This window comes from Fodinicurvata fenggangensis DSM 21160 (genome assembly GCF_000686045.1).
GTDB lineage: Bacteria > Pseudomonadota > Alphaproteobacteria > Kiloniellales > DSM-21159 > Fodinicurvata > Fodinicurvata fenggangensis.
The window spans coordinates 117,709-143,785 of record NZ_JMLV01000009.1; the positions used below are offsets into that span (position 1 = coordinate 117,709).

25 protein-coding genes, 1 tRNA gene and 1 pseudogene are annotated in these 26,077 nt (G+C 61.9%); 17 read left to right on the forward strand and 10 right to left on the reverse strand.

Annotated features, from left to right (window positions below):
• Nucleotides 1–4 precede the first annotated feature (4 nt).
• The 4 genes from BP38_RS0112945 to ruvX all read right to left on the reverse strand — a co-directional run bounded on the left by BP38_RS0112945 (nucleotide 5) and on the right by ruvX (nucleotide 4,464).
• Nucleotides 5–1,645, reverse strand: a complete 1,641-nt coding sequence (locus BP38_RS0112945) for an amidohydrolase (RefSeq protein ID WP_026988065.1) — start codon at nucleotides 1,643–1,645, stop codon at nucleotides 5–7.
• A 56-nt stretch (nucleotides 1,646–1,701) separates the two neighbouring features.
• Entirely contained in the window at nucleotides 1,702–2,916 is a 1,215-nt protein-coding gene (locus BP38_RS0112950; RefSeq protein ID WP_035725172.1) for a CaiB/BaiF CoA transferase family protein, read from the reverse strand.
• 86 nt (nucleotides 2,917–3,002) lie between these two features.
• Complete coding sequence (locus BP38_RS0112955) at nucleotides 3,003–3,917, reverse strand: AEC family transporter (protein ID WP_026988067.1); 915 nt, start codon at nucleotides 3,915–3,917, stop codon at nucleotides 3,003–3,005.
• Between the two features lie 49 nt (nucleotides 3,918–3,966).
• The gene (ruvX, locus tag BP38_RS0112960) at nucleotides 3,967–4,464 is read right to left on the reverse strand and encodes a Holliday junction resolvase RuvX (RefSeq protein WP_026988068.1); all 498 of its coding nucleotides are present in this window, start codon (nucleotides 4,462–4,464) and stop codon (nucleotides 3,967–3,969) included.
• Nucleotides 4,465–4,543: 79 nt separating this feature from the next.
• Here ruvX and BP38_RS0112965 point away from each other — a divergent pair, with 79 nt between their 5' ends.
• Both BP38_RS0112965 and BP38_RS0112970 read left to right on the forward strand, forming a co-directional pair.
• Nucleotides 4,544–4,798 (forward strand): type II toxin-antitoxin system Phd/YefM family antitoxin, encoded by a 255-nt coding sequence (locus BP38_RS0112965; RefSeq protein WP_026988069.1) that lies wholly within the window; start codon nucleotides 4,544–4,546, stop codon nucleotides 4,796–4,798.
• A complete protein-coding gene (locus BP38_RS0112970; protein ID WP_026988070.1) occupies nucleotides 4,795–5,214 on the forward strand; it encodes a type II toxin-antitoxin system VapC family toxin in 420 nt (139 codons plus the stop codon). The genes BP38_RS0112965 and BP38_RS0112970 overlap by 4 nt, the downstream gene beginning before the upstream one ends.
• A gap of 51 nt (nucleotides 5,215–5,265) precedes the next feature.
• Here BP38_RS0112970 and BP38_RS0112975 read toward each other — a convergent pair whose 3' ends face one another.
• Together BP38_RS0112975 and BP38_RS0112980 are read right to left on the reverse strand one after the other, a co-directional pair.
• Complete coding sequence (locus BP38_RS0112975) at nucleotides 5,266–5,556, reverse strand: type II toxin-antitoxin system RelE/ParE family toxin (protein WP_026988071.1); 291 nt, start codon at nucleotides 5,554–5,556, stop codon at nucleotides 5,266–5,268.
• A gap of 4 nt (nucleotides 5,557–5,560) precedes the next feature.
• Nucleotides 5,561–5,797, reverse strand: coding sequence for a type II toxin-antitoxin system ParD family antitoxin (locus tag BP38_RS0112980; RefSeq protein WP_026988072.1), 237 nt, complete (start codon nucleotides 5,795–5,797; stop codon nucleotides 5,561–5,563).
• 181 nt (nucleotides 5,798–5,978) lie between these two features.
• Between BP38_RS0112980 and gatC the strand changes: the two genes are divergently transcribed.
• From gatC to BP38_RS0113015, 7 genes are all read left to right on the forward strand, one after another.
• Nucleotides 5,979–6,266, forward strand: coding sequence for an Asp-tRNA(Asn)/Glu-tRNA(Gln) amidotransferase subunit GatC (gene gatC, locus BP38_RS0112985; RefSeq protein ID WP_022729524.1), 288 nt, complete (start codon nucleotides 5,979–5,981; stop codon nucleotides 6,264–6,266).
• Nucleotides 6,263–7,741: an Asp-tRNA(Asn)/Glu-tRNA(Gln) amidotransferase subunit GatA gene (gene gatA, locus BP38_RS0112990; protein WP_026988073.1), complete on the forward strand. Its 1,479-nt coding sequence runs from the start codon at nucleotides 6,263–6,265 to the stop codon at nucleotides 7,739–7,741. The genes gatC and gatA overlap by 4 nt, the downstream gene beginning before the upstream one ends.
• Nucleotides 7,742–7,753: 12 nt before the next feature.
• Nucleotides 7,754–9,217: an Asp-tRNA(Asn)/Glu-tRNA(Gln) amidotransferase subunit GatB gene (gene gatB, locus BP38_RS0112995; protein ID WP_026988074.1), complete on the forward strand. Its 1,464-nt coding sequence runs from the start codon at nucleotides 7,754–7,756 to the stop codon at nucleotides 9,215–9,217.
• A gap of 176 nt (nucleotides 9,218–9,393) precedes the next feature.
• Nucleotides 9,394–10,296: a DMT family transporter gene (locus BP38_RS0113000; RefSeq protein ID WP_026988075.1), complete on the forward strand. Its 903-nt coding sequence runs from the start codon at nucleotides 9,394–9,396 to the stop codon at nucleotides 10,294–10,296.
• Between the two features lie 155 nt (nucleotides 10,297–10,451).
• Nucleotides 10,452–11,147 carry a glutathione S-transferase N-terminal domain-containing protein gene (locus BP38_RS0113005; RefSeq protein ID WP_026988076.1) on the forward strand — a complete coding sequence of 232 codons (696 nt, stop codon included), beginning with the start codon at nucleotides 10,452–10,454 and terminating at the stop codon, nucleotides 11,145–11,147.
• A 32-nt stretch (nucleotides 11,148–11,179) separates the two neighbouring features.
• Entirely contained in the window at nucleotides 11,180–12,340 is a 1,161-nt protein-coding gene (locus tag BP38_RS0113010) for a trans-sulfuration enzyme family protein (protein WP_026988077.1), read from the forward strand.
• A 111-nt stretch (nucleotides 12,341–12,451) separates the two neighbouring features.
• Nucleotides 12,452–12,544: transfer RNA gene (locus BP38_RS0113015), tRNA-Ser, on the forward strand.
• Between the two features lie 40 nt (nucleotides 12,545–12,584).
• Here the strand turns inward: BP38_RS0113015 and BP38_RS20660 are convergent.
• Nucleotides 12,585–13,295, reverse strand: a pseudogene (locus BP38_RS20660) (ISL3 family transposase); the annotation flags it as partial.
• Nucleotides 13,296–13,396: 101 nt separating this feature from the next.
• On the opposite strand from BP38_RS20660, the gene BP38_RS0113025 reads away from it, so the two are divergent.
• From BP38_RS0113025 to BP38_RS0113035, 3 genes are read left to right on the forward strand one after another with little or no spacing between them, the layout of a single operon-like run.
• On the forward strand, nucleotides 13,397–13,690 hold the full coding sequence (locus BP38_RS0113025; protein WP_035725179.1) for an ArsR/SmtB family transcription factor: 294 nt from the start codon (nucleotides 13,397–13,399) through the stop codon (nucleotides 13,688–13,690).
• Nucleotides 13,687–14,751, forward strand: a complete 1,065-nt coding sequence (locus BP38_RS0113030; RefSeq protein ID WP_026988079.1) for a permease — start codon at nucleotides 13,687–13,689, stop codon at nucleotides 14,749–14,751. Before BP38_RS0113025 ends, BP38_RS0113030 begins: the two co-directional genes overlap by 4 nt.
• Before the next feature lie 11 nt (nucleotides 14,752–14,762).
• Nucleotides 14,763–14,999 carry a thioredoxin family protein gene (locus tag BP38_RS0113035; RefSeq protein ID WP_026988080.1) on the forward strand — a complete coding sequence of 79 codons (237 nt, stop codon included), beginning with the start codon at nucleotides 14,763–14,765 and terminating at the stop codon, nucleotides 14,997–14,999.
• A 673-nt stretch (nucleotides 15,000–15,672) separates the two neighbouring features.
• Here BP38_RS0113035 and BP38_RS0113040 read toward each other — a convergent pair.
• The 3 genes from BP38_RS0113040 to ectA all read right to left on the reverse strand — a co-directional run bounded on the left by BP38_RS0113040 (nucleotide 15,673) and on the right by ectA (nucleotide 19,049).
• Nucleotides 15,673–17,106, reverse strand: coding sequence for an aspartate kinase (locus tag BP38_RS0113040; protein ID WP_026988081.1), 1,434 nt, complete (start codon nucleotides 17,104–17,106; stop codon nucleotides 15,673–15,675).
• 73 nt (nucleotides 17,107–17,179) lie between these two features.
• Nucleotides 17,180–18,439, reverse strand: coding sequence for a diaminobutyrate--2-oxoglutarate transaminase (gene ectB / locus BP38_RS0113045; RefSeq protein ID WP_026988082.1), 1,260 nt, complete (start codon nucleotides 18,437–18,439; stop codon nucleotides 17,180–17,182).
• A 37-nt stretch (nucleotides 18,440–18,476) separates the two neighbouring features.
• Nucleotides 18,477–19,049, reverse strand: a complete 573-nt coding sequence (ectA, locus tag BP38_RS0113050) for a diaminobutyrate acetyltransferase (RefSeq protein WP_051609353.1) — start codon at nucleotides 19,047–19,049, stop codon at nucleotides 18,477–18,479.
• A gap of 309 nt (nucleotides 19,050–19,358) precedes the next feature.
• Between ectA and BP38_RS0113055 the strand changes: the two genes are divergently transcribed.
• The 5 genes from BP38_RS0113055 to ftsH all read left to right on the forward strand — a co-directional run bounded on the left by BP38_RS0113055 (nucleotide 19,359) and on the right by ftsH (nucleotide 26,063).
• Nucleotides 19,359–20,825, forward strand: a complete 1,467-nt coding sequence (locus BP38_RS0113055; RefSeq protein ID WP_026988084.1) for a YfcC family protein — start codon at nucleotides 19,359–19,361, stop codon at nucleotides 20,823–20,825.
• Nucleotides 20,826–20,846: 21 nt separating this feature from the next.
• The gene (locus BP38_RS0113060; protein ID WP_026988085.1) at nucleotides 20,847–22,076 is read left to right on the forward strand and encodes an arginine deiminase; all 1,230 of its coding nucleotides are present in this window, start codon (nucleotides 20,847–20,849) and stop codon (nucleotides 22,074–22,076) included.
• 20 nt (nucleotides 22,077–22,096) lie between these two features.
• Nucleotides 22,097–23,098, forward strand: a complete 1,002-nt coding sequence (argF, locus tag BP38_RS0113065; protein WP_026988086.1) for an ornithine carbamoyltransferase — start codon at nucleotides 22,097–22,099, stop codon at nucleotides 23,096–23,098.
• Between the two features lie 7 nt (nucleotides 23,099–23,105).
• Nucleotides 23,106–24,020 (forward strand): carbamate kinase, encoded by a 915-nt coding sequence (gene arcC, locus BP38_RS0113070; protein ID WP_026988087.1) that lies wholly within the window; start codon nucleotides 23,106–23,108, stop codon nucleotides 24,018–24,020.
• A gap of 129 nt (nucleotides 24,021–24,149) precedes the next feature.
• Complete coding sequence (gene ftsH, locus BP38_RS20665) at nucleotides 24,150–26,063, forward strand: ATP-dependent zinc metalloprotease FtsH (protein ID WP_081816664.1); 1,914 nt, start codon at nucleotides 24,150–24,152, stop codon at nucleotides 26,061–26,063.
• Nucleotides 26,064–26,077: the final 14 nt, after the last annotated feature.

A 26,077-nucleotide genomic window follows, 5' to 3' on the forward strand; every position in this document is an offset into this window, starting at 1 on the left:
CCAGTCACTTTTCCGCCTTGAAGATGCGGCCGCCCTGCATGGTCCCGTGGATGCGCAAGTCCTTCAGCTGCTCGCGCGACACCTCCAGGGGGTCGTCCTCCAGGATGGCCACGTCGGCGCGCTTGCCGGCCTCCAGGCTGCCGATCTCGTGATCCAGTTTCAGGGTATAGGCCGCACCCATGGTGATGGCATAGAGCGCCTCGGGCACGGTGATGCGTTCACCTTCGCCCAGGATGCGCCCGCCCGAGGTCAGTCGATTGACGGCACACCAGGCGGTGAACAGCGGCCCCAGCGGGGTCACAGGGGCATCGGAGTGAATGGCGAAGTTGATGCCCAGTTTGGCGGCCGTGGCCGCGGCATTCATGCGCTCGGCACGCTCGGGACCCAGGGTCAGGCGATGGTGAATGTCGCCCCAGTAGTAGATGTGGTTGCTGAAGAGGTTCGCGCACATGCCCAGCGCACCGATACGGCGGAACTGGGCGGTCGAGAGCATCTGCCCATGTTGGATGGTATGGCGGTGGTCGGGCCGTGGGTGTTCGGCCAGGACCTGCCCGATGGTGTCGAGCGCCAGGTCCGAGGCCTGGTCCCCGTTGGTGTGCATGTGGATCAGGTGCCCGGCCTTGTGAAAGGCGCGTGCCGATTCCAGGAACTGCTGCGGCGTCAGGTTCCAGATTCCCTGGGCGTCGCTGCCGTAATAGCCCGGCCAGTTGAGGCGTGCCGTGAAGGACTGCAGTGTGCCGTCGGTCATCACCTTGATGAGTCCGAAGCGCAGGCGGTCCGTGTTGAGGCGCACCAGGTCGTTGACCTTCTCCACGCCGCGTTCAGGTGTATCGGCGGTGGCCGTATAGGCCGAGACGAGACGCAGGGGATAGTCCGCTTCGGCCGTGACGCTGCGGAAGTTGTCCACCACGTTCTGGGGCAACTCGTTGTAGAGGTCGGTGGCGGTGGTGGTGCCCGTCAGCACGGCCATGCGGCCGAAGTCACGCAGGGCGTCGGCCTGCGAGATGCGGGCGAAGTAGTCCACATTGAAGGGCTGCTGGGCCAGGAACATGGCGGCGAATTCCTGCAACTCGCCATTGGGTTTGCCGTCGGGACCGGTCATGATGCCCTCGACGGCGCTGTCAGCCGTGATGCCCGCTTTCTCCAGCACGATCGAGTTGACGTTCAGGACATGGACGTTTGCATGCAGGATGAAGATCGGCCGTGTCGTGGAAACGCGGTCCAGGTCCTCGGCCGTCATGCGTCGCCCGTCGAAGAAGACCGGGTCCAGGCCCCAGGCCGTCAAGGGCGTATCGGGGTCTTCCATGGCCCGGTCGGCTTCCTGCAGGCGCTCAACCACCTCGTCGATGGACTTCAGGCCCGGCCAGACCTTTCCGTTCGGATCCATGCGGTCGTAGAAGCCGGTGTAGACATGCGCCCACATGCCACCTTCCAGGGCATGACAGTGGCCCTCCACGAAGCCGGGCAGCAGGACCTTGTCGCGCAGGCTGTCGTCGATGCGGTGTTCGCCCCAGGCTTTCAATTCCTCCACCGAGCCGACGCCCAGCAGGCGGCCTTCCGAGACGGCAATGGCCTCGGCAAAGGGGCGGTGGCGGCTCATGGTAATGATCTTGCGGGCCGGGTAGATCGTGGCAGGTTCTCTCATGGCGGACCTTCTTGGCGTGCGGGAGATATAAGGCGGGAAATGGCGCGGTGGCGCGGCTAGATCACCTCGTCACCGCGCAGGCGTTCGATCTCCGCCTCGTCCAGCCCGAATTCTTTCAACACGGTTTCTGTATGCTCACCCACATGCGGCGGTGCAACGCGGTATTCCACGGGGGTGGCGCTCATCTTCACGGGATTGCCGATCAGGTCCACCTCGCCCTTCTCGCTGCCCGGATAGGGCATGGAGATCTTCATCTCGCGATGCTGGATCTGCGGATCCTCGAAAACGCGATCCAGGGTGTTGACCGGTCCGCAGGGCACACCCAGTTCGCTCAAGCCCTCGACCCATTCATCAATGGACTTCTGCTTTGTGTACTCCGGCAGGATCTCGTAGAGCGCTTCGCGGTTGGCGATGCGCAGCGAATTGGTGACAAAGCGCGGATCGCTTGCCAACTCGGGGGCGCCGGCGAATTCGCAGAAGCGCTGGAACTGCCGGTCGTTGCCCACGGCCAGGATGAAATAGCCGTCCTGGCAGGGCATCACCTTGTAGGGAACGATGTTGGCGTGTTCGTTGCCCAGGCGTTTCGGCACCTTGCCGGAAACCAGGTAGTTCAGGCCCTCGTTCACCAGCCAGGCGACCTGCGTGTCCAGCAGCGCCAGGTCGATATGCTGGCCTTCGCCGCTCTTCGTGCGGTGGTGAAGGGCCGCCAAGATGGCAGACGAGGCGTACATGCCGCACATGATGTCCGAGATGCCCACGCCCACCTTCATGGGCTCGCCCTCCGGGTCGCCGGTCAGGCTCATCATGCCGCCCATGCCCTGGGCCAGATAGTCATAGCCGGCGCGTGAAGAATAGGGGCCGCTCTGGCCGAAACCCGTGATCGAGCAGTAGATGATGTCGGGGCGGACCTGCTTCACGCTGTCGTAGTCCAGGCCGTACTTCTTCAGGCCGCCCGCCTTGAAGTTCTCCACCAGGATATCGCAGTCGGCGATCAGGCGCTTGGCCAGTTCCTGTCCCTCAGGCTTGGCGATATCGATGGTCAGCGAGCGCTTGTTGCGGTTCGAGGACAGGTAGTAGGCGCTGGCATCACTGTCGCTGCCGTCCGCGTTGCGCACGTAGGGCGGGCCCCAGCGGCGGGTGTCGTCGCCCTCGCCGGGGCGCTCGATCTTGATGACATCGGCGCCCAGGTCGCCCAGCAGCTGGGTGCAGGTGGGTCCGGCAAGGATTCGGGTCAGGTCGAAAACGCGCAGTCCGGCAAGTGGTCCAGTCATGATCCCGTTCGTTCTTGGTTCATCCATCAACTGCCCGGCATGACGCCCGCCCGGACCCCGATCGTCAAGACCCTACAGGCGTCTTTTCAGGCCAGAAGGCTCAGTATGATGGGCACGGTGGCCATCGACAGCAGGGTGTGAAGCGTGATCAGGCCCGCCATCAGCTCGGCATTCCCGCCCAGGTGACGGGCCATGATATAGGAAACCGGCGCGGCCGGCAGGGCATTGAACAGGATGGGGATGGCGGCGGTGATGCCGGTGACGCCCCAGGCCTGCAGGATGCCGAAGGTGATCAGTGGCAAGAGGAACAGCTTCAGGCCGGCCGCTGCCAGGGGCAGGCTGCCGGCTGATTTCAGGGCACGCAGCTGCAGGCTGGCGCCCACGGCCAGCAGGCCGATGGGCAGAGAGGCCTGGCCCATGATCTCCAGGAATGGCCCGATCACGGGTGGCAGGCCCAGACCCGTCAGGTTCAGCGCCAGGCCGATTAGACAGCCCAGAATCAGCGGGTTGGAGAGCACCTGTTTCGTGATGCGCAGCAGGCCAGGGCGCCCAGCCTTGCCGTAGCGGGCCAGGGCCACGACGGTCAGGATGTTCACCAGCGGGGCCAGGAAGGCAACGACCAGGGCGGCGGCGGTCATTCCGGGCGCGCCGTAATAGGCCGCCGCCACCGAAAAGCCGATGTAGGTGTTGAAGCGGATCACACTCTGGTAGAGGCTGCTGAAACTGGGCCCGTCGATGCTCAGCAGGCGCTTCAGGCCCAGGGCCAGCAGGCTCATGAGCCCGATCGAAAGCGCCAGCACACCGATCATCGGCGCGGCCTCCACTTCGGTGAAGTCGGCCTGGGCCAGCGAGCTGATCAACAGCGCCGGGAAGAAGACGTAATAGGTCAGGCGTTCCGCCGGTTCCCAGAAACCGTCACCGGGAAACTGCTTCTTGCGCAGGACGTGGCCCAGGAAGATCAGCAGAAAGATCGGGATGATGACCAGGATGATATCGAGCATAGGGAGAATGGAATACCTGGCGGCATCCGCAAGTGCATGACGGGGAAGGTCAGGAGGGGCTGTCCCCTCCGGTGGGCGAAGCGCGCAGGGCATCCAGCGCGCCCTGCAGGATATAGCCTGCGGCCATCTTGTCCACGACCTTGCCGCGTTTCGCCCGGCTCATGTCGGCCTCGTCGACCAGGAAGCGCTCCACCGCGGCGGTGGACAGGCGCTCGTCCCAGAAGGCCGTGGGCAGGTCCAGCCCGGCAATTTCCGAGAGGTTGCGCGCGAATTGACGTGTCGAACGTGCCCGTGTGCCCTCGCTGCCGTCCATGTGCACCGGCAGGCCGAAGACCAGCCCGCCCACCTCGCGTTCATGGCAGATAGCCTTCAGGGTCTCGGCATCCTTCGTGAACTTCTTCCGTGCAATGGTCTCCAGCGGCGAGGCGAGACTGAAGGCCGAGTCCGAGATCGCCAGGCCGATGGTCTTCTCCCCCAGGTCCAGGCCCAGCAGGCGTGTGCGCGGAGGCAGGTGAGTCGGCAGGTCGTGGAGGTCGACGAAGTTCATGGATGAATCCGGCCGTTGACGTTGTGGGAAGACTCTCTATGTAGTAACGTAACTACGTTAAACGCTTTTGGAGGGCCGCATGTCAATCAAGACCTTTTCCAGCCGGGAGCTGAACCAGGACATTGGTCGTGCGAAGAAGGCGGCCAAGCAAGGACCTGTGTTTATCACGGATCGTGGAAAACCTGCTCATGTCCTGATGAGTTACGAAGAGTATCAGAAACTTACAGGAAAACGACGCAACATTGCGGATGCGCTTGCGATGCCGGGCATTTCCGATATCGAGATCGAGTTTCCTCGGTCGCGCGAACTTCCGCGTGCAGCCGATCTTGAATGATGCTTTTGCTGGATACCAACGTCGTTTCCGAATTGCGCAAGGTGCGCGCCGGGAAGGCCAATCCCAAGGTTGCGGCCTGGGCGGAATCTGTGGATGCCTCCGAGCTTTATCTGTCGGTCATTACGCTGAAGGAGCTCGAGCTGGGGATTCTGCAACTTGAAAGGAAGGATGCCGGGCAGGGCGCGCTCCTGCGGTCCTGGATGCAATTTCATGTTCTGCCTGAGTTTGCGGAACGAACCTTGCCGCTCGATACTGCTGTCGCACTGCGCTGTGCCAAACTGCATGTGCCTGATCCTTGCCCGGACCGGGACGCCTACATCGCGGCAACGGCCATTGTTCACGGTATGACCGTGGTCACACGGAACGTGGCTGATTTCGAATCGACAGGTGTTTCGCTCCTGAATCCCTGGACTTGATTTTTGTGGGCTATGGCTACGCTTCAAGCTTATGACTTGAAGTAGGGTTATTCAAAGGTTCCTCTTCGCATCCATGGCTTGGTGCAGGATGCGGACAATTTCCAGACAATCCGATTGGGTGCGAAAATACAGCATATGCGAACCTGCTGCTGCCTTGCGATAGCCGGGTCGAATGTCTTCGGCCGAGCGACTGATCTGGGTGCCGCTGGCGAGTGCCTCACAGGTTGCCTGGATACCGCGTATGTAGCGTTCAGCCTGAACTGTGCCCCAGTGTCGCTGTGTGTAATCCCAGATACCTTCAAGGTCGGCTCGGGCGGCCGGTAGCAGCTTGTAAGTTGTCATCCGATCAGGCGGATTTCCTGTCTGTAATGAAGGCCTCGAAATCGAACTCTTCGGCCGGACCGGATTGCTCGCCTTGAATCAATGCCTTTCGGAGGGCCTCTGCTTTGACTTCTTGTTCCTCAAGCAGGCGAAGTCCTGCCCGCACGACGTCACTTGCCGAGCTGTAACGCCCGGAATCGACCCGTTCACTGATGAAGTGGTCAAAATGGTCTCCAAGCGAGATTGAAGTGTTGCGTGACATGGCCAGTCTCCTCTTGAAAACAATATACCAATTTTCGGTATAGGGTCCAAGGCTGTCGAATATTCTCGCATGCTGGGTGCAAACTCCCGGCTTTTGCACCTCTCACGCATCTTGCCGCCTTGGGGGGCCGGTGCTAGGGTCCGCGCGCATTTCTCAGAGCAACAAACCAGTCGGATGAAGCATGTCGGTTGACAAGGATACCGTGGCGCATATCGCCAAGCTGGCACGGCTGCGCATGGACCCCGAGAAGACGGAGGCCATGGCCGGTGAGCTGAGCCAGATTCTCGGATGGATCGAACAGCTGCAGGAGGTCGACACGGAAGGTGTCGCGCCCATGACTTCGGTGGCTCAGATGAAGCTGCCGCTGCGCGAGGACGAGGTGACCGACGGAGGCTATCCCGAGGACGTCCTGCGCAACGCGCCCGAGAGCCTGCAGGGCTTCTATGTCGTGCCGAAGGTGGTGGAATGACCAGCGAACTGACCCGACTGACCCTGGCCGAGGCGCGCGACGCACTGGCCAAAGGGGACTTCAGCGCACGCGAGCTGACCGAGGCCCATGTCTCGGCCATGGAGGCGGCGCGCGATCTCAACAGCTTCATCGTGGAGACGCCCGAGAAGGCTCTTGAGGGTGCGGACGAGGCTGACAAACGCCGTGCCAAGGGTGAGGCGCGAACGCTCGAGGGGCTGCCCTTGGCGATCAAGGACCTGTTCTGCACGCGCGATGTCCAGACCACGGCCGGCAGCCGTATCCTGGAAGGCTTCGCGCCGCCCTATGAATCCACAGTGACGCAAAAGCTTTGGGACGATGGCGCGCTGATGCTGGGCAAGACCAACCTGGACGAGTTCGCCATGGGTTCGTCCAACATGACCAGCTATTACGGCGGCGTCGAAAATCCCTGGAAGCGCGAGGGCGACAACCACAAGCTGGTGCCCGGCGGTTCCTCCGGCGGCTCGGCGACGGCGGTGGCCGGGCGCCTGGCACTGGGCGCCACCGGCACCGACACCGGCGGTTCGATCCGCCAACCGGCAGCCTTCACCGGCATCACAGGCATGAAGCCCACCTATGGGCGCTGTTCACGCTGGGGCATCGTTGCCTTTGCCTCGTCCCTGGACCAGGCCGGCCCCATGGCGCGCTCGGTACGTGACTGCGCCCTGTTGCTCAGGTCCATGTGCGGGCACGATCCCAAGGACTCCACCTCGGTGGACATGCCTGTGCCGGATTTTGAGGCGGCCCTGACGGGCGACGTGCGCGGCCTCAGGGTCGGCATCCCCAAGGAATACCGTGTCGACGGCATGTCGGAGGAAATCGACAGCCTCTGGCAGCAGGGCATCGACTGGCTGAAGGCCGCGGGTGCCGAAGTCCACGACATCTCGCTGCCACACACGCAGTATGCCCTGCCGACCTATTACATCATCGCTCCGGCCGAGGCCTCCTCGAACCTGGCGCGCTATGACGGTGTGCGCTACGGCCAGCGCGGTGAAGGCTACGACAATCTGGAACAGATGTACGAGGCCACGCGCGGCACCGGCTTCGGCGACGAGGTGAAGCGCCGCCTGTTGATCGGCACCTACGTGCTGTCAGCCGGTTACTATGACGCCTACTACAACAAGGCCCGCCAGGTGCGCAGCCTGATCGCCCAGGACTTCACGAAGGCCTATGAAGCGGTGGATGTGATCCTGACGCCCACGGCACCCTCGGCGGCTTTTGCCATGGGCGACAAGATGGATGATCCGGTGGCTATGTATCTCAATGACGTCTTCACCGTGCCGGCCAGCCTGGCCGGCCTGCCGGGGGTCTCGCTGCCGGCGGGACTGTCGTCGGACGGCCTGCCGCTGGGCCTGCAGCTGCTGGGCAGGCCCTTTGACGAGGAAACGGTGCTGCGCAGCGCCGGGGTTCTGGAAGAAGCCGCCGCCTTCACGGCCGAGCCGGCCAGCCTGTCGTAATAGGAATACAGCATGAGTTTGATTCAGGGTGAAACAGGCGACTGGGAAGTCATCATCGGGCTGGAAATCCATGCCCAGATCATCTCACGCTCCAAGCTCTTCTCCGGCGCCTCCACAGCATTCGGCTCCGCGCCGAATAGCCAGGTGTCCCTGGTGGATGCCGCCATGCCCGGTATGCTGCCGGTGCTCAATCGGGAATGCGTGGCCCAGGCCGTACGTACGGGCTTGGGACTGAAGGCGCACATCAATCTGGTTTCGGTCTTCGAGCGCAAGAACTACTTCTATCCCGATCTGCCCCAGGGCTATCAGATCAGCCAGTACCAGACTCCGGTGGTCGGCGAGGGCGTGATCACCATCGACCTGCCCGATGGCTCTTCACGCGACATCGGCATCGAGCGCCTGCACATGGAACAGGACGCCGGCAAGTCCCTGCACGACCAGGATCCGAACAAGACCTTCGTCGACCTTAACCGCTCGGGCGTCGCGCTGATGGAGATTGTCTCCAAGCCCGACATGCGTTCGGCCGAGGAGGCAGGCGCCTATATCCGCAAGCTGCGCTCCATCCTGCGCTACCTGGGAACCTGTGACGGCAACATGGACGAGGGGTCCATGCGCTGTGACGTCAACCTCTCGGTGCGCCGGCCCGGTGAAGAACTGGGTACGCGTACGGAAACAAAGAACGTGAACTCCGTACGCTTCGTGCAGCAGGCCATCGACTACGAGGCCCGCCGACAGGTGGAGCTGCTGGAGAGCGGCGGCCGCGTGATCCTGGAAACCCGCCTGTTCGATGCGCGCAAGGGCGAAAGCCGGTCCATGCGCAGCAAGGAAGAGGCGCACGACTATCGCTATTTCCCCGATCCCGACCTGCTGCCCCTGGAGATCGAGCAGGCCTGGGTGGACGAGTTGGGCGCCAACCTGCCGGAACTGCCCGACGAGAAGAAGGCACGCTTCATCAAGGACTATGGCCTGACGCCCTATGACGCCAGCGTGCTGGTGGCCGAGCAGGCCAATGCGGCCTTCTTCGAGACGGTATTGGGCGATGGCGGAAAGCGTGATCCCAAGCTCGTCTCCAACTGGGTGACGGTGAACTTCTTCGGCGCGCTCAATGCCTCGGGCCTGGACCTTGGGGACGCTCCGGTCAGCGCAGAGCAGCTGGGCGGCCTGATCGACCTGATCGCCGACGGCACGATCTCTGGACGTATTGCCAAGGAGGTCTTCGAGGAGATGTGGGCCACCGGCAAGGACGCCGCCACGATCGTCGAGGAAAAGGGCCTGAAGCAGATCACCGACACCGGCGAGATCGAGGCCATTGTCGACAAGGTGATCGCCGAGAATCCCGACCAGGCCGAGCAGTTCCGCAGCGGTGACAACCCCAAGGTCATCGGCTGGTTCGTCGGCCAGGTCATGAAGGCCAGTCAGGGCAAGGCCAATCCCGGCATGGTCAATCAGCTGCTCAAGGACAAACTAGGCGGCTGATCCGCTTGGTCTGGCAGGGCATGGAGTTCATGTCGAGCCTGCGGAGGCTGCCGGTTTCTGGGACATGCCTGCATGCATAGGAGCCCTGCCCGCAGGGGACTACCTGACGGCCTGTCGCTCTGTTAGGGCTTGGGTCTCGCTTGCGGGGACCTGAATAACGTCAGAACAAGAGCTTCATGTCATCTTCCTCCCTCTTCGTGCGGCTGATGCCCGGGCTGTTCGTGGTGCTCTGGGCCACGGGTTTCATCGGGGCCAAGCTGGGCCTGCCCTATGCCGAATCACAGACCTTCCTGGCGCTGCGCTTTGCGCTGGTTACCCTGTTGGTGGTGCCGCTGGCCTTTGTCATGAAGGCGCAGTGGCCGCGCGATCCGCGGCAGGTGGCGCATGCCGCCGTGGTTGGCGTCGTGGTGCACTCCCTCTACCTGGGCGCCGTCTTCGCTTCCATCGAGCAGGGACTGCCGGCTGGACTGTCGGCCCTGATCGTCTGCCTGCAGCCGATTCTGACGGCCACGGTCGTCGGGCCGCTGCTGGGCGAGACGGTGCGCCCGCGGCAGATTGTCGGCCTGGTGCTGGGCCTCCTGGGCGTTGTCATGGTGCTCTCGGGACGCATGGACCTGGCCGTCGGCGCCGCCCCCTTCGAAGGTTTCGGCACCCCGGCGGTGCTGCTCAGCGTTCTGGCCCTTCTGGCCATCACCTTCGGTGTCGTCTATCAGAAGCGCTTCTGCACCGACCTGGATCTCTGGGCCGGAGCTGCCATCCAGTACACGGCCGCGACCTTTGCAACCGGGGTCGTCGCGCTGGCCTTCGAGGACAATCACATCACCTGGAGCGGCGAGTTCCTCTTTGCCCTGGGGTGGTTGGTCCTGGTTCTCTCTATCGGTGCGGTCAGCCTGCTGATGCTGCTGATCCGTCTGGGCGAGGCCGGCCGTACGGCCAGCCTGTTCTACCTGGTTCCGCCGGTCACCGGCACGATCGCCTGGATTCTGTTCGACGAGACGCTGGGACCGGTGGCCCTGGCAGGAATGCTGGTGGCTGCCCTGGGCGTGGCACTGGTGGTGGTGCGTCCGCGCAGGGGCTGATACCCGGCCAGGCTTGGCGGTCTGCCTGTGTTCTCTGCCGACGGTCTTGTCGTGGCGGCCTGGGGGCGCCACCTTTGAAAGAGATTTTCCATCAGGCCGCCCCTATTCTTGCGGCGGCCGTCATCCGAAAGCCAGGGAAAGGACACTTTCGACCCATGACGATCGAACTCTACAGCTGGGCGACGCCCAATGGTCACAAGGTACACATCCTGCTGGAAGAGCTGGGCCTGGACTACAATGTTCATGCCGTGAATATCGGTGCCGGCGATCAGTTTGACCCGGCGTTCCTGAAGATCAGTCCCAACAACAAGATTCCCGCCATCCTGGATCCCGACGGACCGGACGGGCAGCCGCTGCCGCTGTTTGAATCGGGTGCCATTCTATTCTACCTGGCGGAAAAGCACGGGAAGTTCCTGCCGACCAAGGGCAAGGCACGCTATGAGGTCATGCAGTGGGTGATGTGGCAGATGGGTGGCCTGGGTCCCATGCTGGGGCAGGCGCACCACTTCCTGAGATACGCCCCTGAAGAGGTGCCCTATGCCAAGAAGCGCTACAGCAACGAGGCCAATCGCCTGTACAATGTAATGGACAAGCGCCTGGCAGAGAGCCGCTACCTGGCCGGGGATGACTACACCATCGCGGATATTGCCGCCTGGCCCTGGACGCGCAATCCTGATGGACAGAACGTGACTCGTGAGGAATACCCGAATTTCGTGCGCTGGCATGACGAGATTGCTCAGCGTCCGGCCGTTCAGCGGGGTGTCGAGGTGCTGGCCAGTGAGCGTTTGCCGGAATTCGACGACAAGGCCAAGGATCTGCTGTTCGGTGAGGGCCAGTTTAAGAGGCGCTGACAGGTAATCCTGGGAAAGAGGAGGTTGGGCCAATGCGGGATCGGCGCAATTCAGGGGTGACGCCCGAGAGCCTGGCCGCCCAGGGCGGCTATGAGGGCGACCTCGAGACGGGGGCCGTCGTGCCGCCGGTTCATGCGGCCACCACCTTCCGGCGGGGCGATGACTACGGTCCGCCGCCCCAGGGGGACTATCTGCGCAACGCCAGCCCCACGGGGCGCCATGTGGAAGATTTGCTTGTGCGCCTTGAGGGGGCGGAGGCCGGCCTGGTCTTTGCTTCGGGCATGGCGGCGGCCACGGCGGTGGTGATGGCCCTGAGGCCTGGCGACCATCTGTTGCTGCAGGACCCGCTCTACTGGGGCTTTCGTGGCTGGGCGCTGGATTTCTGCCGCGACTGGGGGATCGAGCTTGAGACCATAGACGCCACCGATCCCGACGCTGTGGCAGCGAAGATCCGGCCGGGCAGGACGAAGCTGGTCTGGATCGAGACGCCGGGCAATCCGGTCATGCAGGTGGTGGACATTGCTGGTCTGGCCCGGATTGCGCACGAGGCCGGCGCCCGGCTGGCCGTGGACAGCACCATGGCGACCCCTGTTCTGCAGCGGCCCCTCGAGCATGGGGCCGATATCGTCATGCATTCCGCCACCAAGTACCTGAACGGACACAGCGACGTGCTGGCTGGCGCGCTACTGACCCGGCAGGCGGATGATTTCTGGCAGCGCATCGAGCGCCACCGCAGCCAGGCGGGTGCCACGCTGGGCCCCTTCGAGGCCTGGCTGCTGCATCGTGGTTTGCGCACCCTGTTCGTGCGCGTGCGCCAGGCCACGGCCACCGCCGGCTGGCTGGCCAACCAGCTGTCCAAGCATGCCGGGGTCGAGGCGGTTCTCTATCCGGGACGGCCCGATCACCCACAGCACGACTTGGCGCGCCGGCAGATGCCGGATGGTTTCGGCGCCATGCTGAGCCTGTTGGTCAAGGGCAGCGAGAAACAGGCCGTGGACGTGGTGCGCGCCTGCCGCGTCTTCGTGCCGGCAACCTCGCTTGGCAGTACCGAAAGCCTGATCGAGCATCGCCCGACCATCGAGGGCGGCGACAGCCCGATTCCGCGCAATCTGATCCGCCTGTCCATCGGGCTGGAGGATCGCCGCGACCTGTTCGTGGATCTGGATCAGGCCTTGCGTCAGGCCCTGAAGTGACACGCCGGCCTGTTTGCCAAATTCTCCGCTGTCCTGTCATTGACAAGCGGGGGAGCGACTGACTAGAAAGCACAGCCTGCAGACAGAGCAATGCCCCGACCTGGGGCCTGCGGAGGGGTGGCCGAGCGGCTGAAGGCGACGGTTTGCTAAACCGTTATAGGGTTAATAGCCCTATCGGGGGTTCGAATCCCCCTCCCTCCGCCATTTTCCGGGCTCTTCTCCATGAACGGGGGATGGGCATTCATCAGACCCGGTTTATTACACCGTTCCATCCGCAGAGGGCCAGGACCCTCATACGGTAATTCTCGAAATTCCTGAAGCCAAACGCGCGGCGCGAGATCATCTCCATCTTGGTATGGAAGCCCTCTGTGATGCCGTTGGATTTGGAAAAGCGCCACATCCGGACAATTGGCTCGAGCCAGGCGCGTAGCGTAGTGGCCAGGGCTTGGGCCGGGCTATTGGCAAACTGCTCGAGGAGCGCCAGGAAACGCGGCAGGACTTTTCTGGCACGTTTGGCATTCAGGGTCTTCATCAGCAGGAACCTCATCAGGCGCTGCTTGGCCGCGTAGAGGGCCTTGAGTACCGGAAAGGCTTCGAGATACTGCGCCAGACGCTGCTTCTGGTCTGTCTTCAGCGTCCACTGATGGCGCCGCATCAAGCTGAGCAGTCCGCGGTTCTTTCGGCCCTCGGGATCCTGTTGCTGCCACAGTTTCAGGAAGTGCTGGTTGACCAGGCGGACGACATGGAAGCGATCGGCCACGATGCGGGCGTTGGGGAAGTAGCGGCGCACGAGTGCGCGGTAGGTCTCCGAGAGATCCATCACCACCAGCTTGACCTGCGCGCGCCCCGGCAGGCGGCTGAGATAGCGCTTCAAGCTGGGCTCGGAGCGGCCCAGCACCACATCGAACACCTTGTGGTTCTTGAGATCCACCAGGCTCGTGGCGTAGCCCTGTTTGCGGCTGAAGCTTTGGGGTCACGTCGATTGACAGCGAGATTGATCGATGTATATTGCATATGCGCTAAAGCGCATATGCGCAAAAGAGAGAGGATGAGTTGATGGATATCCCTCGGATTTTGGTGGCCTTAGCTGAGCCAACCCGGCTTGCGGCGATGCAAATCATCTGGGACGGAGGTGAGCACTGTGTCTGCGAATTGATGGACCGCCTGAACACGAGCCAGTCGCGAATGTCGCGGCATATGAAGGCACTTCGGGATGCCGGTCTGGTGCTTGACCGGCGCGATGCCCAGTGGGTGCGCTATCGGCGCAATCCCGATCTGCCGCGAAGCGTCGAGTGCATTATCGACGCCGTCATCGTCGCAGCAGCAGCAAATCAGAAGGTGGCAGCATGAGTGCCGAAACCATTGCGGCGGGTCACCGCCAGAAAAACCGTAACCGAATCCTGAAATGGGGAACGGGCCTTCTCGTGACGCTCGTTGCGTGGGGAATCGCCTACAGCCAACTCGTTCCCTTTTCCGAATGGGTGACATCGCTGTTGCCAGTCGCCCGGGACAGCCACACGGGGGAGGCTATCGCCTTTTTCGTTTACGATGTTCCCAAGGTCCTGCTCCTGCTCGCACTTATCGTGTTCGTGACAGGGGTCTTGAGAAGCTGGTTTAGCCCAGAGAAAACACGCGCCATCCTCGCCGGCAATCGCGAGATTATAGGGTATCCTCTGGCGGCGCTGCTTGGGGTTTTGACACCCTTTTGCTCCTGCTCTTCCGTGCCACTCTTCATCGGGTTTGTTTCGGCGGGTATCCCGCTGGGTGTGACCTTTGCTTTTCTGATCGCGGGGCCTTTGGTCGGTCCGGTGGGGCTTGGTCTTCTGTTCGGCCTCGTGGGTTGGCAAGTTGCCCTGATCTACCTTGTTTTTGGCTTCACCATTGCGACGGTCGCGGGCTGGGTGATGGGGCGCATGGGGCTTGAGAGATATCTGCAGGACTGGGTGCGAGAGCTTAATGCCGGTCCCGTCGGCGATGTCTCGGATGAGACATTCGATATCGTTGATCGCTTGCAAGTTGGCGTTGATCAGGTACGCGATATCGTCGGCAAGGTCTGGATTTGGGTGGTCATTGGAATTGCGATCGGAGCGCTGATCCACGGCTACGTCCCCGAAGCGATGATGTTGCGGATCATGGGCGGCGACGCATGGTGGTCTGTCCCGGCTGCCGTGGTCGTCGGCATTCCGATGTACACCAACGCAGCAGGTGCTATCCCGGTCGTTGAGGCGCTGCTCGGCAAGGGGGCCGCCCTTGGGACGACACTCGCTTTCATGATGTCAGTAATCGCATTGTCGCTGCCGGAAATGATCATTCTCAAGCAGGTATTGACCTATCGCTTGATCGCGATTTTCGTCGCCGTCGTTGCGAGCGGTATCCTTGCCACCGGCTTTCTGTTCAACGCAATTCTCTGAGGGAGACTGATATGAAAACTGTCAAGGTTTACGGACCAGGCTGCAAACGCTGCGAAACGACCGAGGCCATGGTCAAGGATGCTGCTGCGAAGCTCGGTGTCGATGTCGAAATCGAGAAGGTTACCGACCCGAAATCCATAGCCGTGGCAGGTGTGATCTCCACGCCTGGTATCTCGATCGACGGCAAGCTCGTCCACACGGGCGGGTTGCCGAAGGAGGACGCGCTCCAGAAGTGGCTGCAGGCATGATGTTCGAATACTTTGTTCAGGCCCGCCGAATTGTTCCTGGCTTCTGTAGCGGCCTGCATGATCGAGTGCATCGAGCGCGTGATTCCGATGTTGAAGTTCGAGCTATGCGGGGCCGAGCTGAAGCTCCATGGCAATCGGCAGGATTGCCTGCCGATAATGGTCTCGATCAATTACGAAATCACCGTCGATACGGATGAAGATGACCGGCCGCCTCGATATTCTGCACAAGAATGTCCGTCAGTTCGGAATGATCTCGAACACTGTTGCCGACGCGGTCCAATTGGGGGGGGCGATTATGGGACATCGGCCCCCGCGATTGGCACATAGGTCATAATTTGGCACATAATACTGCGCAACCGAACACGCTCCAACGAATACGCTTGAATACAGCTCGGATTATTTTCGCAAACCTTTAAGGCTGTAGCAAAACCCACAGAAGGGTTTCGTGATCTGTTTGCTTCAGCGCTCTTAGCCGTCACCTTTGCGAACAGCGTAGGGCTGCGTATATGGCGAAATGCGAAGAAATGGGCGGGAGTTGTTGGGGATTCTCCTGCGCATATCAGAGACTAAGTGGAAGAGTCCCTTGACTCCGCCATTTTTTGTTAGAATCAATAATTTGGGCTCTTCTCCATGAACGGGCGGCCGTGGAAGGCACTCGACCTCTAATAACCGCTCAGGCGACGCGGTTCTTTTGGGTTCTGGCAGCGCCGGTTTCGATCAGTGCGGCGTGCAGCGCCTTGACCGCCTCAGTCATTTCGCCGGTGCCGACGATGAACTGAACGTCTACATGCCGGCCGGTGTCCTGCACCGCGATCGGGTCGACCCCGGCTCTGGCCAATGCATTCAGGCCGTGGCGGGCGACCTGGAGTCCGGCCATGTTGCTGCCCACCGCGCTGACCAGGGCGACCTTGCGCACCTGTATTACAGCGGCCGGATAGGCGGAGAGGATTTCCTTCTCCACCGCCTGCATTGCCTTGAGTGTGCCTATGACGTAGTGGGTGATCGTGTTGGCGTTCGAGGTCTTGGAGACGATCCAGACATCATGGCGCGTCAGCGCCTTGAGGATCGTAGCGTCATACCCCTTGACGCCCACCATGTCCTGCTCGAACACCTGCAGCGCGACCAGCGGCAGCCCGGTGACCATCTCGACCCGCGCCGCGCCGCTGGTGTCGGAGTCGATCAGCGTGCCGGAATCGCCGGGGTCGAAGGCATTGGCCACCCGCAGCGGGATTTCGGCCTGCCGAAGGATCTTGGCCGCCGCGGGATGGATTGCCTCCATGCCGAGGTTCGAGAGCTGGTCGGCCATGTCGTAGTTGGTGTGGCCGATCTTGATGACCCGGTCCTCGCCCACCAGGCGGGGATCGGCACTGGACAGGTGGAATTCCTTGTGGATCACCGCCTCACGGGCGCCGGTGCGTGCGGCCAGATGGGCGAAGGTGACTTCGGAATAACCGCGGTCGAATTCCTTCATCAGTCCCTCGCTGCACTGGGCATATCCAGTTACGATGGGCATTTCGCGCGCCAAGTCGACATCGGCGAAGGCGTTGTCGAGCCGCGTGGCCAGTGACGGCTGGCTTTCGTCGCGCCAGCCGGTCAGGTCGATCAGGCGGGAGTTGACGCCGCACCGGGCCAGCAGCAGCACCGTGACGTAGGCTGAATGTGCCTCGCCAAGCCCCGAAAGCAGTTCGCGGATCGTTATCATCTGCTGGTCGAGCCGGAAATGCCCGTAGGAGCACAATCGCTGCAGGTCCAACAGGCAGGTGCGCGCACCTTCAATCCGTTCGCGGACGAACTTATCGGCTGAACTGCGGTCGCCAGGATGCTCAAGCAGCCGGCCATGTACTTCATCCATCGCCTCGGCGACCCGGTCGAGCGCGTCGCTCCAGCCCATACTGCTGTCCTCGGATGCGAATTGTCCGTAGACGCCCGGCGTGCCGGTCTTCTTGTTTTCCAAAAGCAGATCGGTGATGCCGCCATAGGCCGAAACGACGAAAACACGCTGATACAAAGCCTCTCCCTCGCGCCCACGGATGAAGAGCGACTCTACCAACTCGTCCGAACGGCTCATTGTCGTGCCACCGATCTTCTCGATCGTGTGCGTGCCCATTATGGACTCCTTCTCGCTTGGGTGGGCTCGCTTGAGCTGGACCACCCTTCGGGGCAGGGTGAGTACAAGACAGTCAACTGCGCACGGTTCCCGCCGCCGTGTCGAGGATGTCGAGTCCGGCCTCGAGTTGCTCGGTCGGAATGGTCAGCGGGGCCAGAACCTTGACCACCTCGCCATAGGCGCCCGAGGTCTCGATGACCAGGCCGCGTTCGAAGCAGGCCGCGCAGATGCTGTCGGCCCGTTCGCCAGAACCCACGTCGATACCGCGCATCATGCCGCGGCCCTTGGTACGCGCGCCTGGCAGTTTCGCTGCGATCGCCTCCAGCCCCTGTTTCAGAATGTTGCCCTTGCGCCGGGTCTCGGATGCGAAGCTGTCGTCGACCCAGAACTTCTCGAGCGCGACGCGCCCGGTGACGAAGGCATGAGTGTTGCCGCGGAAGGTGCCGTTGTGCTCGGCCGGCTTCCAGATGTCGTACTCGGGCTTGATAAGCAGTGCCGCGAAGGGCAGCCCGAAGCCCGAGAACGACTTGGCCTGGGTAATCAGGTCGGGCATGATGCCCATCTCCTCGAACGAGAAGTAGCGCCCGGTCCGCCCGCAGCCAGCCTGGATGTCGTCGACGATCAGCAGCGCGCCATGGGCGCGCGCCAGCCGTTCGACCCCCTGCAGCCACTCGGCCGAGCAGGCGTTCAAGCCGCCTTCGCCCTGTACCGTCTCGACGATGAAGGCAGCGGGGACGTCCAGGCCCGAGGAGGGATTGTCGAGCATCGCCTGCAGGATTGCGAGTGTATCCACGCCTTCGCCCAGGGAACCCTCGAAGGGCATGTGCGTGACGTCGTTCAGTGAAACGCCGCCGCCCGCGCGCTTGTCGGCGCTGCCGGTCGCAGCCAGCGCCCCCAGCGTCATGCCATGAAAACTGTTGGTGAAGGCGATGACGTTCCTGCGCCCCGTCACCTTGCGCGCGAGCTTCAACGCCGCTTCCACGGCGTTGGTGCCGGTGGGACCGGTCATCATCACCTTGTGGCCCATCTTCCGTGGCTTGAGAATCAAACGCTCGAAGGCCTCCAGGAACTCGCCCTTCATGCTGGTATACATGTCGAGCCCGTGGGCAATGCCATCCGCGGTGATGTGGTCGATCAGCGCCGCCTTCATGTCTGGGTCGTTGTGACCGTAGTTGAGCACCGAGCAGCCGGCGAGAAAATCGATATACTCGCGCCCCTCACTGTCGCGCAGGATTGCATTCTGCGCGCTGGTGAAGACAACCGGAAAGCTGCGGCAATAGCTGCGCACGATGGATTCGCGGCGCTCGAAAATGTCGATCTTGGCAAGGTTCATTCTGGGCCTCCTGAAGGCTGTGGGCTCATGTGTCGGATCAAGGGGCGACCTTGGCCTTGCCATCCTCCGTGGCGGTTTTGCGGGCTTCGTTGGCCTCGATCTCGCTGATCGTGACCATGTATTCAGTGGCGTGTCGGCCCTCGAAATGCGTGTCGCGCTTGTAGTGAGGTTCGCGCTCAAGTGTGGCGTCCATATGGTCGGCGAAGGAGTTGAACAGCGCCCAGCTCGCCTCGTTGTCGGCGGTGATCGTTGTCTGCAGCCGCTTGATGTCGGCGCAGACGTCGCGCGCCAGCAGATGCTCCAGCATCCGTCGCGCCACGCCCATGCCGCGGGCCTTGGAATCGACGGCGACCTGCCAGATGAACAGCGTTTCGGGATCGCTAGGCAAGATGAAGGCGGAAACCCAGCCTACGATCTGGCCGTCAAGTTCAGCGATCACACAGGTTTCACCGAAATGGTCGCATTGCAGTGTGTTGCAGTACATCGAATTCTCGTCGAGCGGCCCGCTCTCGCGGATCAACTGCCACACATCCGAGCCGTCCTCCGACGTTGCCGCCCGAAGCGTCAGCCCATCGCTTGCCCCGTCTTTCGTCTTGTCACGCTCGGCCATGATTCCATCCTTGTCTAAAGCATCCATATCTTTGTGGACATCCTACTCCTTTCTGCACCCCACGTCGTGGGTTATCGCCGGGATGCGGCATTGACGCGCGGAGTCGGGCGGGAATAATCAACGAGATATTAAGGCGAAGACATATTATAGAATGTCAATTTCTGGTTGCTACCATACGCCGCATTCTCTACTGTTCAATTTTGTATTTTGATGCTGTGTACCTGCGCTGCGATTCTTTTCACAGGCGGCTTTGGCTTTTCGGCGCTTCCGTTAGACCGGGTCAGCTGATTGCGTTCAAGGAGATCCACAATGAGCGACCAGAAGCCCGCTTCGCCAGGACAGACTCCTCCTGACGATTCGTCCCAGGAATTGGCGTCGCGCTTTCCGACCGCCTATACGATCCTGTTTCTTCTGATTGTGCTGGTGGCGGCGCTGACCTGGATCATTCCCGCCGGTGAATATGAGCGGGAGATGAACGAGGAGGTCGGCCGGGAAGTTGCCGTGGCCGATACCTATAGCGAAGTGGAGTCGAACCCGCAGGGGCCCTTCGATGTTCTGCTGGCGCCCATTGGCGGCTTCTATGATCCAGACAGCTATGCCGCCAACGCCATCGACGTTGCTCTGTTCGTGCTGATGCTGGGTGGGTTCCTGGGGGTCGTGAATGCCACGGGGTCCATTGATACCGGAATCCGATCGGCCATGCTGGCCATGAAGGGGCGGGAGGTCTGGATGATTCCGATCCTGATGTGCCTCTTCGCGGCCGGCGGGACGACCTATGGCATGGCCGAGGAGACGCTGGCCTTCTACATTATCCTGCTTCCGGTCGTGCTGCGCGCCGGATTCGATGCGGTGACAGGGGTGGCCATCATCCTGGTCGGAGCGGGGATCGGCGTGCTCGGTTCCACGATCAATCCCTTCGCTACGATTATCGCATCCAATGCCGCCGGAATTCCCTTTACCGATGGGATCGTCCTGCGCTTCATCATTCTGCTGGGTGGCCTGGCAATCTGCATCGCCTATGTCATGCGCTATGCCACCAGGGTCAAGGCGGACCGCAGCCGGTCGGTGGTTTCCCGGCAGTGGTCGGCGCACGAGAAGATCTTTCTGGGGGGCCAAGCCGACACCAACACGATAGACAGACTTAGCGGCACGCAGAAGGTGATCCTGGTGATCTTTGCCGCGACTTTCGCCGTGATGATCTGGGGCGTTTCCTCGCAGGGCTGGTGGATGGCGCGGATGGGGGCGCTGTTCCTTGGTTCCGCTATTCTTGTGGGATTGATCGCCAGGCTGGGCGAGAAGAAGCTCACAGGATCGTTCATAGACGGGGCGCGCGAGCTTCTTGGAGTGGCCCTGATTATCGGGCTGGCGCGCGGCATCGTCGTGATCATGGAACAGGGCCGTATTGCCGACACCATCCTCCATGCCTCGGCCGAGGCTCTGTCCGATCTCTCCAGCGTGGTCTTCATCAACACCATGTTCGCGATCGAACTGGGAATGAGTTTCTTCGTTCCCTCGTCGTCCGGTCTGGCTGTCCTGTCGATGCCCATCCTGGCACCACTGGCCGATTTTGCGGGCGTGGGACGGGATCTGGTCGTAACGGCCTACCAGTCGGCGAACGGCCTGGTGAACCTGATCAATCCGACATTTGCGGTGGTGGTCGGTGGCCTTGCCATTGGCCGAGTGCCCTATGATCGCTGGATTGCCTTCATCTGGCCGCTTTTGCTGATCCTATTGGTCTTCATAGCCGCCGTGCTCAGTCTTGGCACAGTGGTATAGCTCCCGGGAGCAAGCGATATCATGTCCGAGTCTTCTCTTGGCGTTCATTCCGAAACCGGTCGACTGCGGCAGGTGGTCGTCTGCCGACCGGGACTGGCGCACCGCCGCCTGACGCCCTCGAATTGCGCGGACCTGCTTTTCGATGATGTCTTCTGGGTCAAGCAGGCGCAGAAGGACCATGATGTCTTCGCCGACATCATGCGCCGGGAGGGGGTCGAGGTCCTGGATGTCAACAGACTGCTGGGCGAGACCCTCGATATTTCGGATGCCCGCAAGATGGTGCTGGACCACAGGATCACCCCGAACTTCATCGGTGTCGGGATGCTGGAGGAGTTGCGCGCCTGGGCGGCCGAACTCTCGGGACCAGCTCTGGCGGAATACCTGATCGGCGGCCTGTCCGTCGCCGATCTGCCTTTTCATCCCACCGGCATGTTCGGAAGCTATCTCGGCCATCACGGATTCATTCTGCCGCCCTTGCCGAACTTCCTCTTCACCCGGGACAACTCGGCCTGGATCTATTCAGGCGTAACCCTCAACCCGATGTACTGGCAGGCCCGCCGCCACGAGACCCTACTGACGGCGGCAATCTATCGCTTCCACCCGAAATTCGCCGGCAAGGTCGATGTTCTCTGGGGTGATCCCGAAAAGGACCACGGCCTGGCCACGCTGGAGGGCGGGGACATCATGCCCGTGGGCAATGGCCTGGTCCTGATCGGCATGGGCGAGCGCACATCGCCCCAGGGTGTTGGCCTGCTGGCCGAGGCGCTTTTTGCTCGGGGCGCGGCCGAGCGCGTCCTGGCCTGCCAGATACCGAAATCCCGTGCTGCCATGCATCTCGACACGGTCTTTACCTTTTGCGGGGAGGATGTCGTGACGAGCTTCAAGGAAGTGGCGGACGAGATGACCTGCTTTGACCTGCGGCCGGGCGAGGGCAGCGCCCCGCTGTCCATCCGGCATGACAAGCGCCCCATGTTCGAGGTCGTGGCCGAGGCAATGGGCTACAAGGCGCTGAGGGTGATTCCAACGGGCGGCAATGATCCCTTCGAGCGCGAGCGCGAGCAGTGGAATGACGGCAACAATGTCCTGTCCCTGCGCCCTGGTGTTGTCGTCGGCTATGACCGCAATGACGATACCAACGCGGCGCTGCGCGCCGAAGGTATCGAGGTGCTGGAGGTGCCTGGTGCCGAATTGGGGCGCGGGCGTGGTGGAGGGCGCTGCATGAGCTGTCCGACCATGCGAGATCCTGCATAAACCCTGGAGGGAACAAAGCCATGGCCTTCAATCTCAGAAATCGCCACTTCCTGACCCTGCGGGATTTCACGCCGCAGGAGATCGCTTTCCTCCTGAAGCTGTCGACGGATCTCAAGGCTGCGAAATATGCGGGCACCGAGGTCCCACAACTCCGGGGCAAGGAGATTGCGCTGATTTTCGAGAAGGATTCCACCCGCACGCGGGTGGGCTTCGAAGTCGCCGCCCATGACCAGGGAGCGCTGGTCACCTATCTGGGACCATCCGGAACCCATTTGGGGCGCAAGGAAACCGTGAAGGACACGGCCCGGGTCCTTGGCCGGGTCTATGATGCCATCGAATACAGAGGCTTCGGGCAGAAGGTTGTCGAGGAACTGGCCCAGTATGCGGGTGTTCCGGTCTATAACGGCCTGACCGATGAATTCCATCCGACCCAGATCCTGGCCGATTTCCTGACCATGCAGGAGCACTCCGAGAAACCTTTGCGCCGCGTCGCATTCGCATTCCTGGGAGATGTCGCCAACAACATGGGCGACAGCCTGATGATCGGGGCGGCAAAGATGGGCATGGATATACGACTTTGCGGTCCGCAAAGCTGCTGGCCGCACAAGGAAATCGAAGAAGAGGCCAGGGCCATTGCAAAGGAGACCGATGCTCGGATCACGGTGACAGACGACTTGGACAAGGCCGTCGATGGCGTCGATTTCATCTATACCGATGTCTGGGTATCGATGGGGGAGGCAAAGGAGAAGTGGGCGGAACGCATCAAGCTTCTCATGCCCTATCAGGTCAATGCCGAAGTCATGGCGAAAAGCGGCAATCCACGCGTGAAGTTCATGCACTGCCTGCCGGCATTCCATAACACGGAGACCGGCGTGGGAGAGGAAATTGCCGAGAGCTTCGGGATCGAGGCCATGGAGGTGACGGAAGAGGTCTTCGAAGGTCCAGCCTCGATCGTTTTCGAACAGGCGGAGAACCGGCTGCACACGATCAAGGCGGTCCTTGTGGCCACACTTGGGAGCTGAAGGGGCGATGCTGGTCGTTGCAGCACTTGGCGGAAATGCCCTTTTGAAGCGCGGGGAGCCGCTTACAGCGGAGAATCAGCGCCGGAACGTACAGGAAGCAGCGCGCTCCCTGGCGGAAATCGTACGCGCAGGGCATGCGCTGGTCGTCACGCACGGCAATGGCCCCCAGGTCGGGCTCCTTGCCCTGCAGGGCGCGGCCTACAAGCCGGACGAGCTCTATCCGCTGGACGTACTGGGTGCCGAAACGGAAGGCATGATCGGCTATCTGATCGAGCAGGAACTCGAGAACGAACTGGGTCATGACCGTCCGGTAGCGACCCTCTTGACGCAGGTTCTGGTCGATCCGGCAGACCCGGCCTTCAAGAAGCCGACGAAATTCGTGGGCCCCGTCTATTCGGAGGAAGAAGCAAAGCAGCTTGCCGACCAGCGGGATTGGGATATCGCGAAGGACGGGACTTACTGGCGGCGCGTCGTGCCCTCTCCTAAACCCAAGGACATTCCGGACCTGAGGGTATTGCAGCTGCTGCTGGACCAGGGCGTGGTGATCATCTGCACGGGCGGCGGCGGCATTCCCGTGATTGAAAGGGCCGACGGCGCCATGATCGGCATCGAGGCCGTAATCGACAAAGATGCAGCCAGCGCGCTGCTGGCCGAGCGGCTGAAGGCCGATGCCCTCCTGATGCTGACGGACGTGGATGCAGTGTACCGTGATTTCGGAAGCGAGACGGCTGAAGCGATCCGTCATCTATCGGCTGACGAAGCGGAGGCGCTGGTTTTGCCGGATGGGTCCATGGGGCCCAAGGTGGAATCAGCCGTGGCCTTTAGCCGTGCCGGAGATGGCTTTGCAGGCATTGGCCGCTTGAGCGATGCCCTTGCCATCCTTGAGCAACGTGCCGGGACCGTGGTGTCCACGCAAGGCTGAGGCCCGCCCTGTGGAACCGTGGAAAAGTTCCCTGGCAGAAGGGGGTGGGGCTGGTAAAGCAGGATCGGCTCCGCACTGGGCTGTATGCCCTGCAGGCTTTTACTACATGAAACCAGGACGGATGGACCCATGAGTGATCAACAGAACAAGACACCGGCCAGCCTCATGGTCTGGCTTGTGCTGGGTCTCGTCATACTGGCCGGCTTGAGCCTTTATTTTCAAACCGAAAGCGAACCGCTTCCGGCGGACCTGTCCTACTCGAGTTTCAGATCTCACCTTGAAGCCGGCGATGTTGAATCGGTCGTGATCGGAGAGCAAACGATCTCGGGGGACTTCCGGAGTCCACAGGAAATGCCGTCCGGTGACATGGCCCGCGCTTTCCGGACACGCATTCCCGCTGTCGAGGACCCAAACCTCATGGCCCTTCTGGATGAACAGGATGTTGAGGTTTCCGCCGACAGGGGGAGTGCCATCCCGAACTGGCTGTTGGCGCTGCTGCCGTGGGTGCTGATCCTCGGGTTCTGGTACGTCTTCGTGATCCGTCGCATGTCAGGTGGTTTGCCTGGTGGCATGGGCAAGGATGGTCCCGGCGGATTCCTGAAAGGGCGCACCCGCAAGGTGGAACCGGCGACTGCGCCCAAGGTGCGCTTTGCCAATGTGGCCGGGCAGGACAACGCCAAGGCCGAGGTGTCGGAGCTGCTGCAATTCCTGCGCAACCCGGAGCGTTACCAGAGCCTGGGTGCGGAAGTTCCGCACGGTATTCTTCTGGAGGGCCCGCCGGGCACGGGGAAAACCTTGCTGGCGCGCGCGCTTGCGGGCGAAGCCCAGGTCCCCTTCTTCCATACCTCCGCTTCCGAATTCATCGAGATGTTCGTCGGTGTGGGGGCCTCACGGGTTCGCAAGCTTTTCGAGGAGGCCAAGAAGCATGCGCCCAGCATCATCTTCATAGATGAGCTGGACAGCGTCGGTCGCGTACGTGGCACCGGGATGGGCGGTGGCAATGATGAACGGGAACAGACGCTCAATCAGATTCTTGCCGAAATGGATGGCTTCGAGGGGCATGAAGCCGTGGTGGTGCTTGCGGCGACCAACCGGCCGGACGTCCTGGACCCGGCCTTGCTGCGCCCCGGCCGCTTCGACCGCCATATCACCTTGGAACTGCCCGACCAGAAGGCGCGGGTCGCGATCCTGGAGGTGCATTGCAGCCGGGTGCCCCTGGCCGATGACGTGGACCTGGAGCAGGTCGCCGCCGGAACACCGGGGTTTTCCGGAGCGGACCTGAAGAACCTGGTCAATGAGGCCGCCATGGCGGCCGCGCGCGAGAACCGCAAGGAGGTGAAGGCGCGCCATTTCGAGGAAATGCGCGATCGCATCATGATGGGGGCACTGCGGACACTTGCCATTCATCCGGAGGAACGCCACCGGCTTGCGGTTCATGAATCCGGCCACACGGCGGTTGCCTATTATCTGCCGCACGCCGATCCCATACACAAGGTGACGATCATACCGCGCGGCCGCTCCCTCGGCTTGACGCATCAATTGCCGGAAGTGGAGCGGCATACCCTACCGGAGGAGTACCTGAAGGAGCGTTTGGCTGTAATGCTTGCCGGACGTGCGTCCGAGAAGGTGTTCCTGGAGAGCCTCAGTTCCGGTGCGGACGAGGATATCCGCATGGCCTCCCGGCTTGCGCGGGCCATGGTGGGGCGCTGGGGCATGTCGGACGAGTTGGGCCCGGTCGATGTTCGTGAAAGCGATGAGCATCCCTTCCTGGGCCGCGAGATGGCACAGCCTCGCAGCTTTTCGGAGGCCACGGCCGCAATTGCCGACAAGGCGGTCCAGCAGATTTTGACCCAAGCGGAAGCCTTGGCCGTGGAGATTCTCCAGGCGCACCGCCCGAAGGTGGAGCGCCTGGTTGCGGCACTGGAAGAGCAGGAAACGCTGGACCGCAGTGCTGTTGCAGCCTGCCTGGGACCCAAGGAAGTCACTTCAGGCTATGCGAAACAGTCTGGAAAGGCGCTTGAAGCAGACCGCTCCACACACTGACGAGAGCGCTAAGC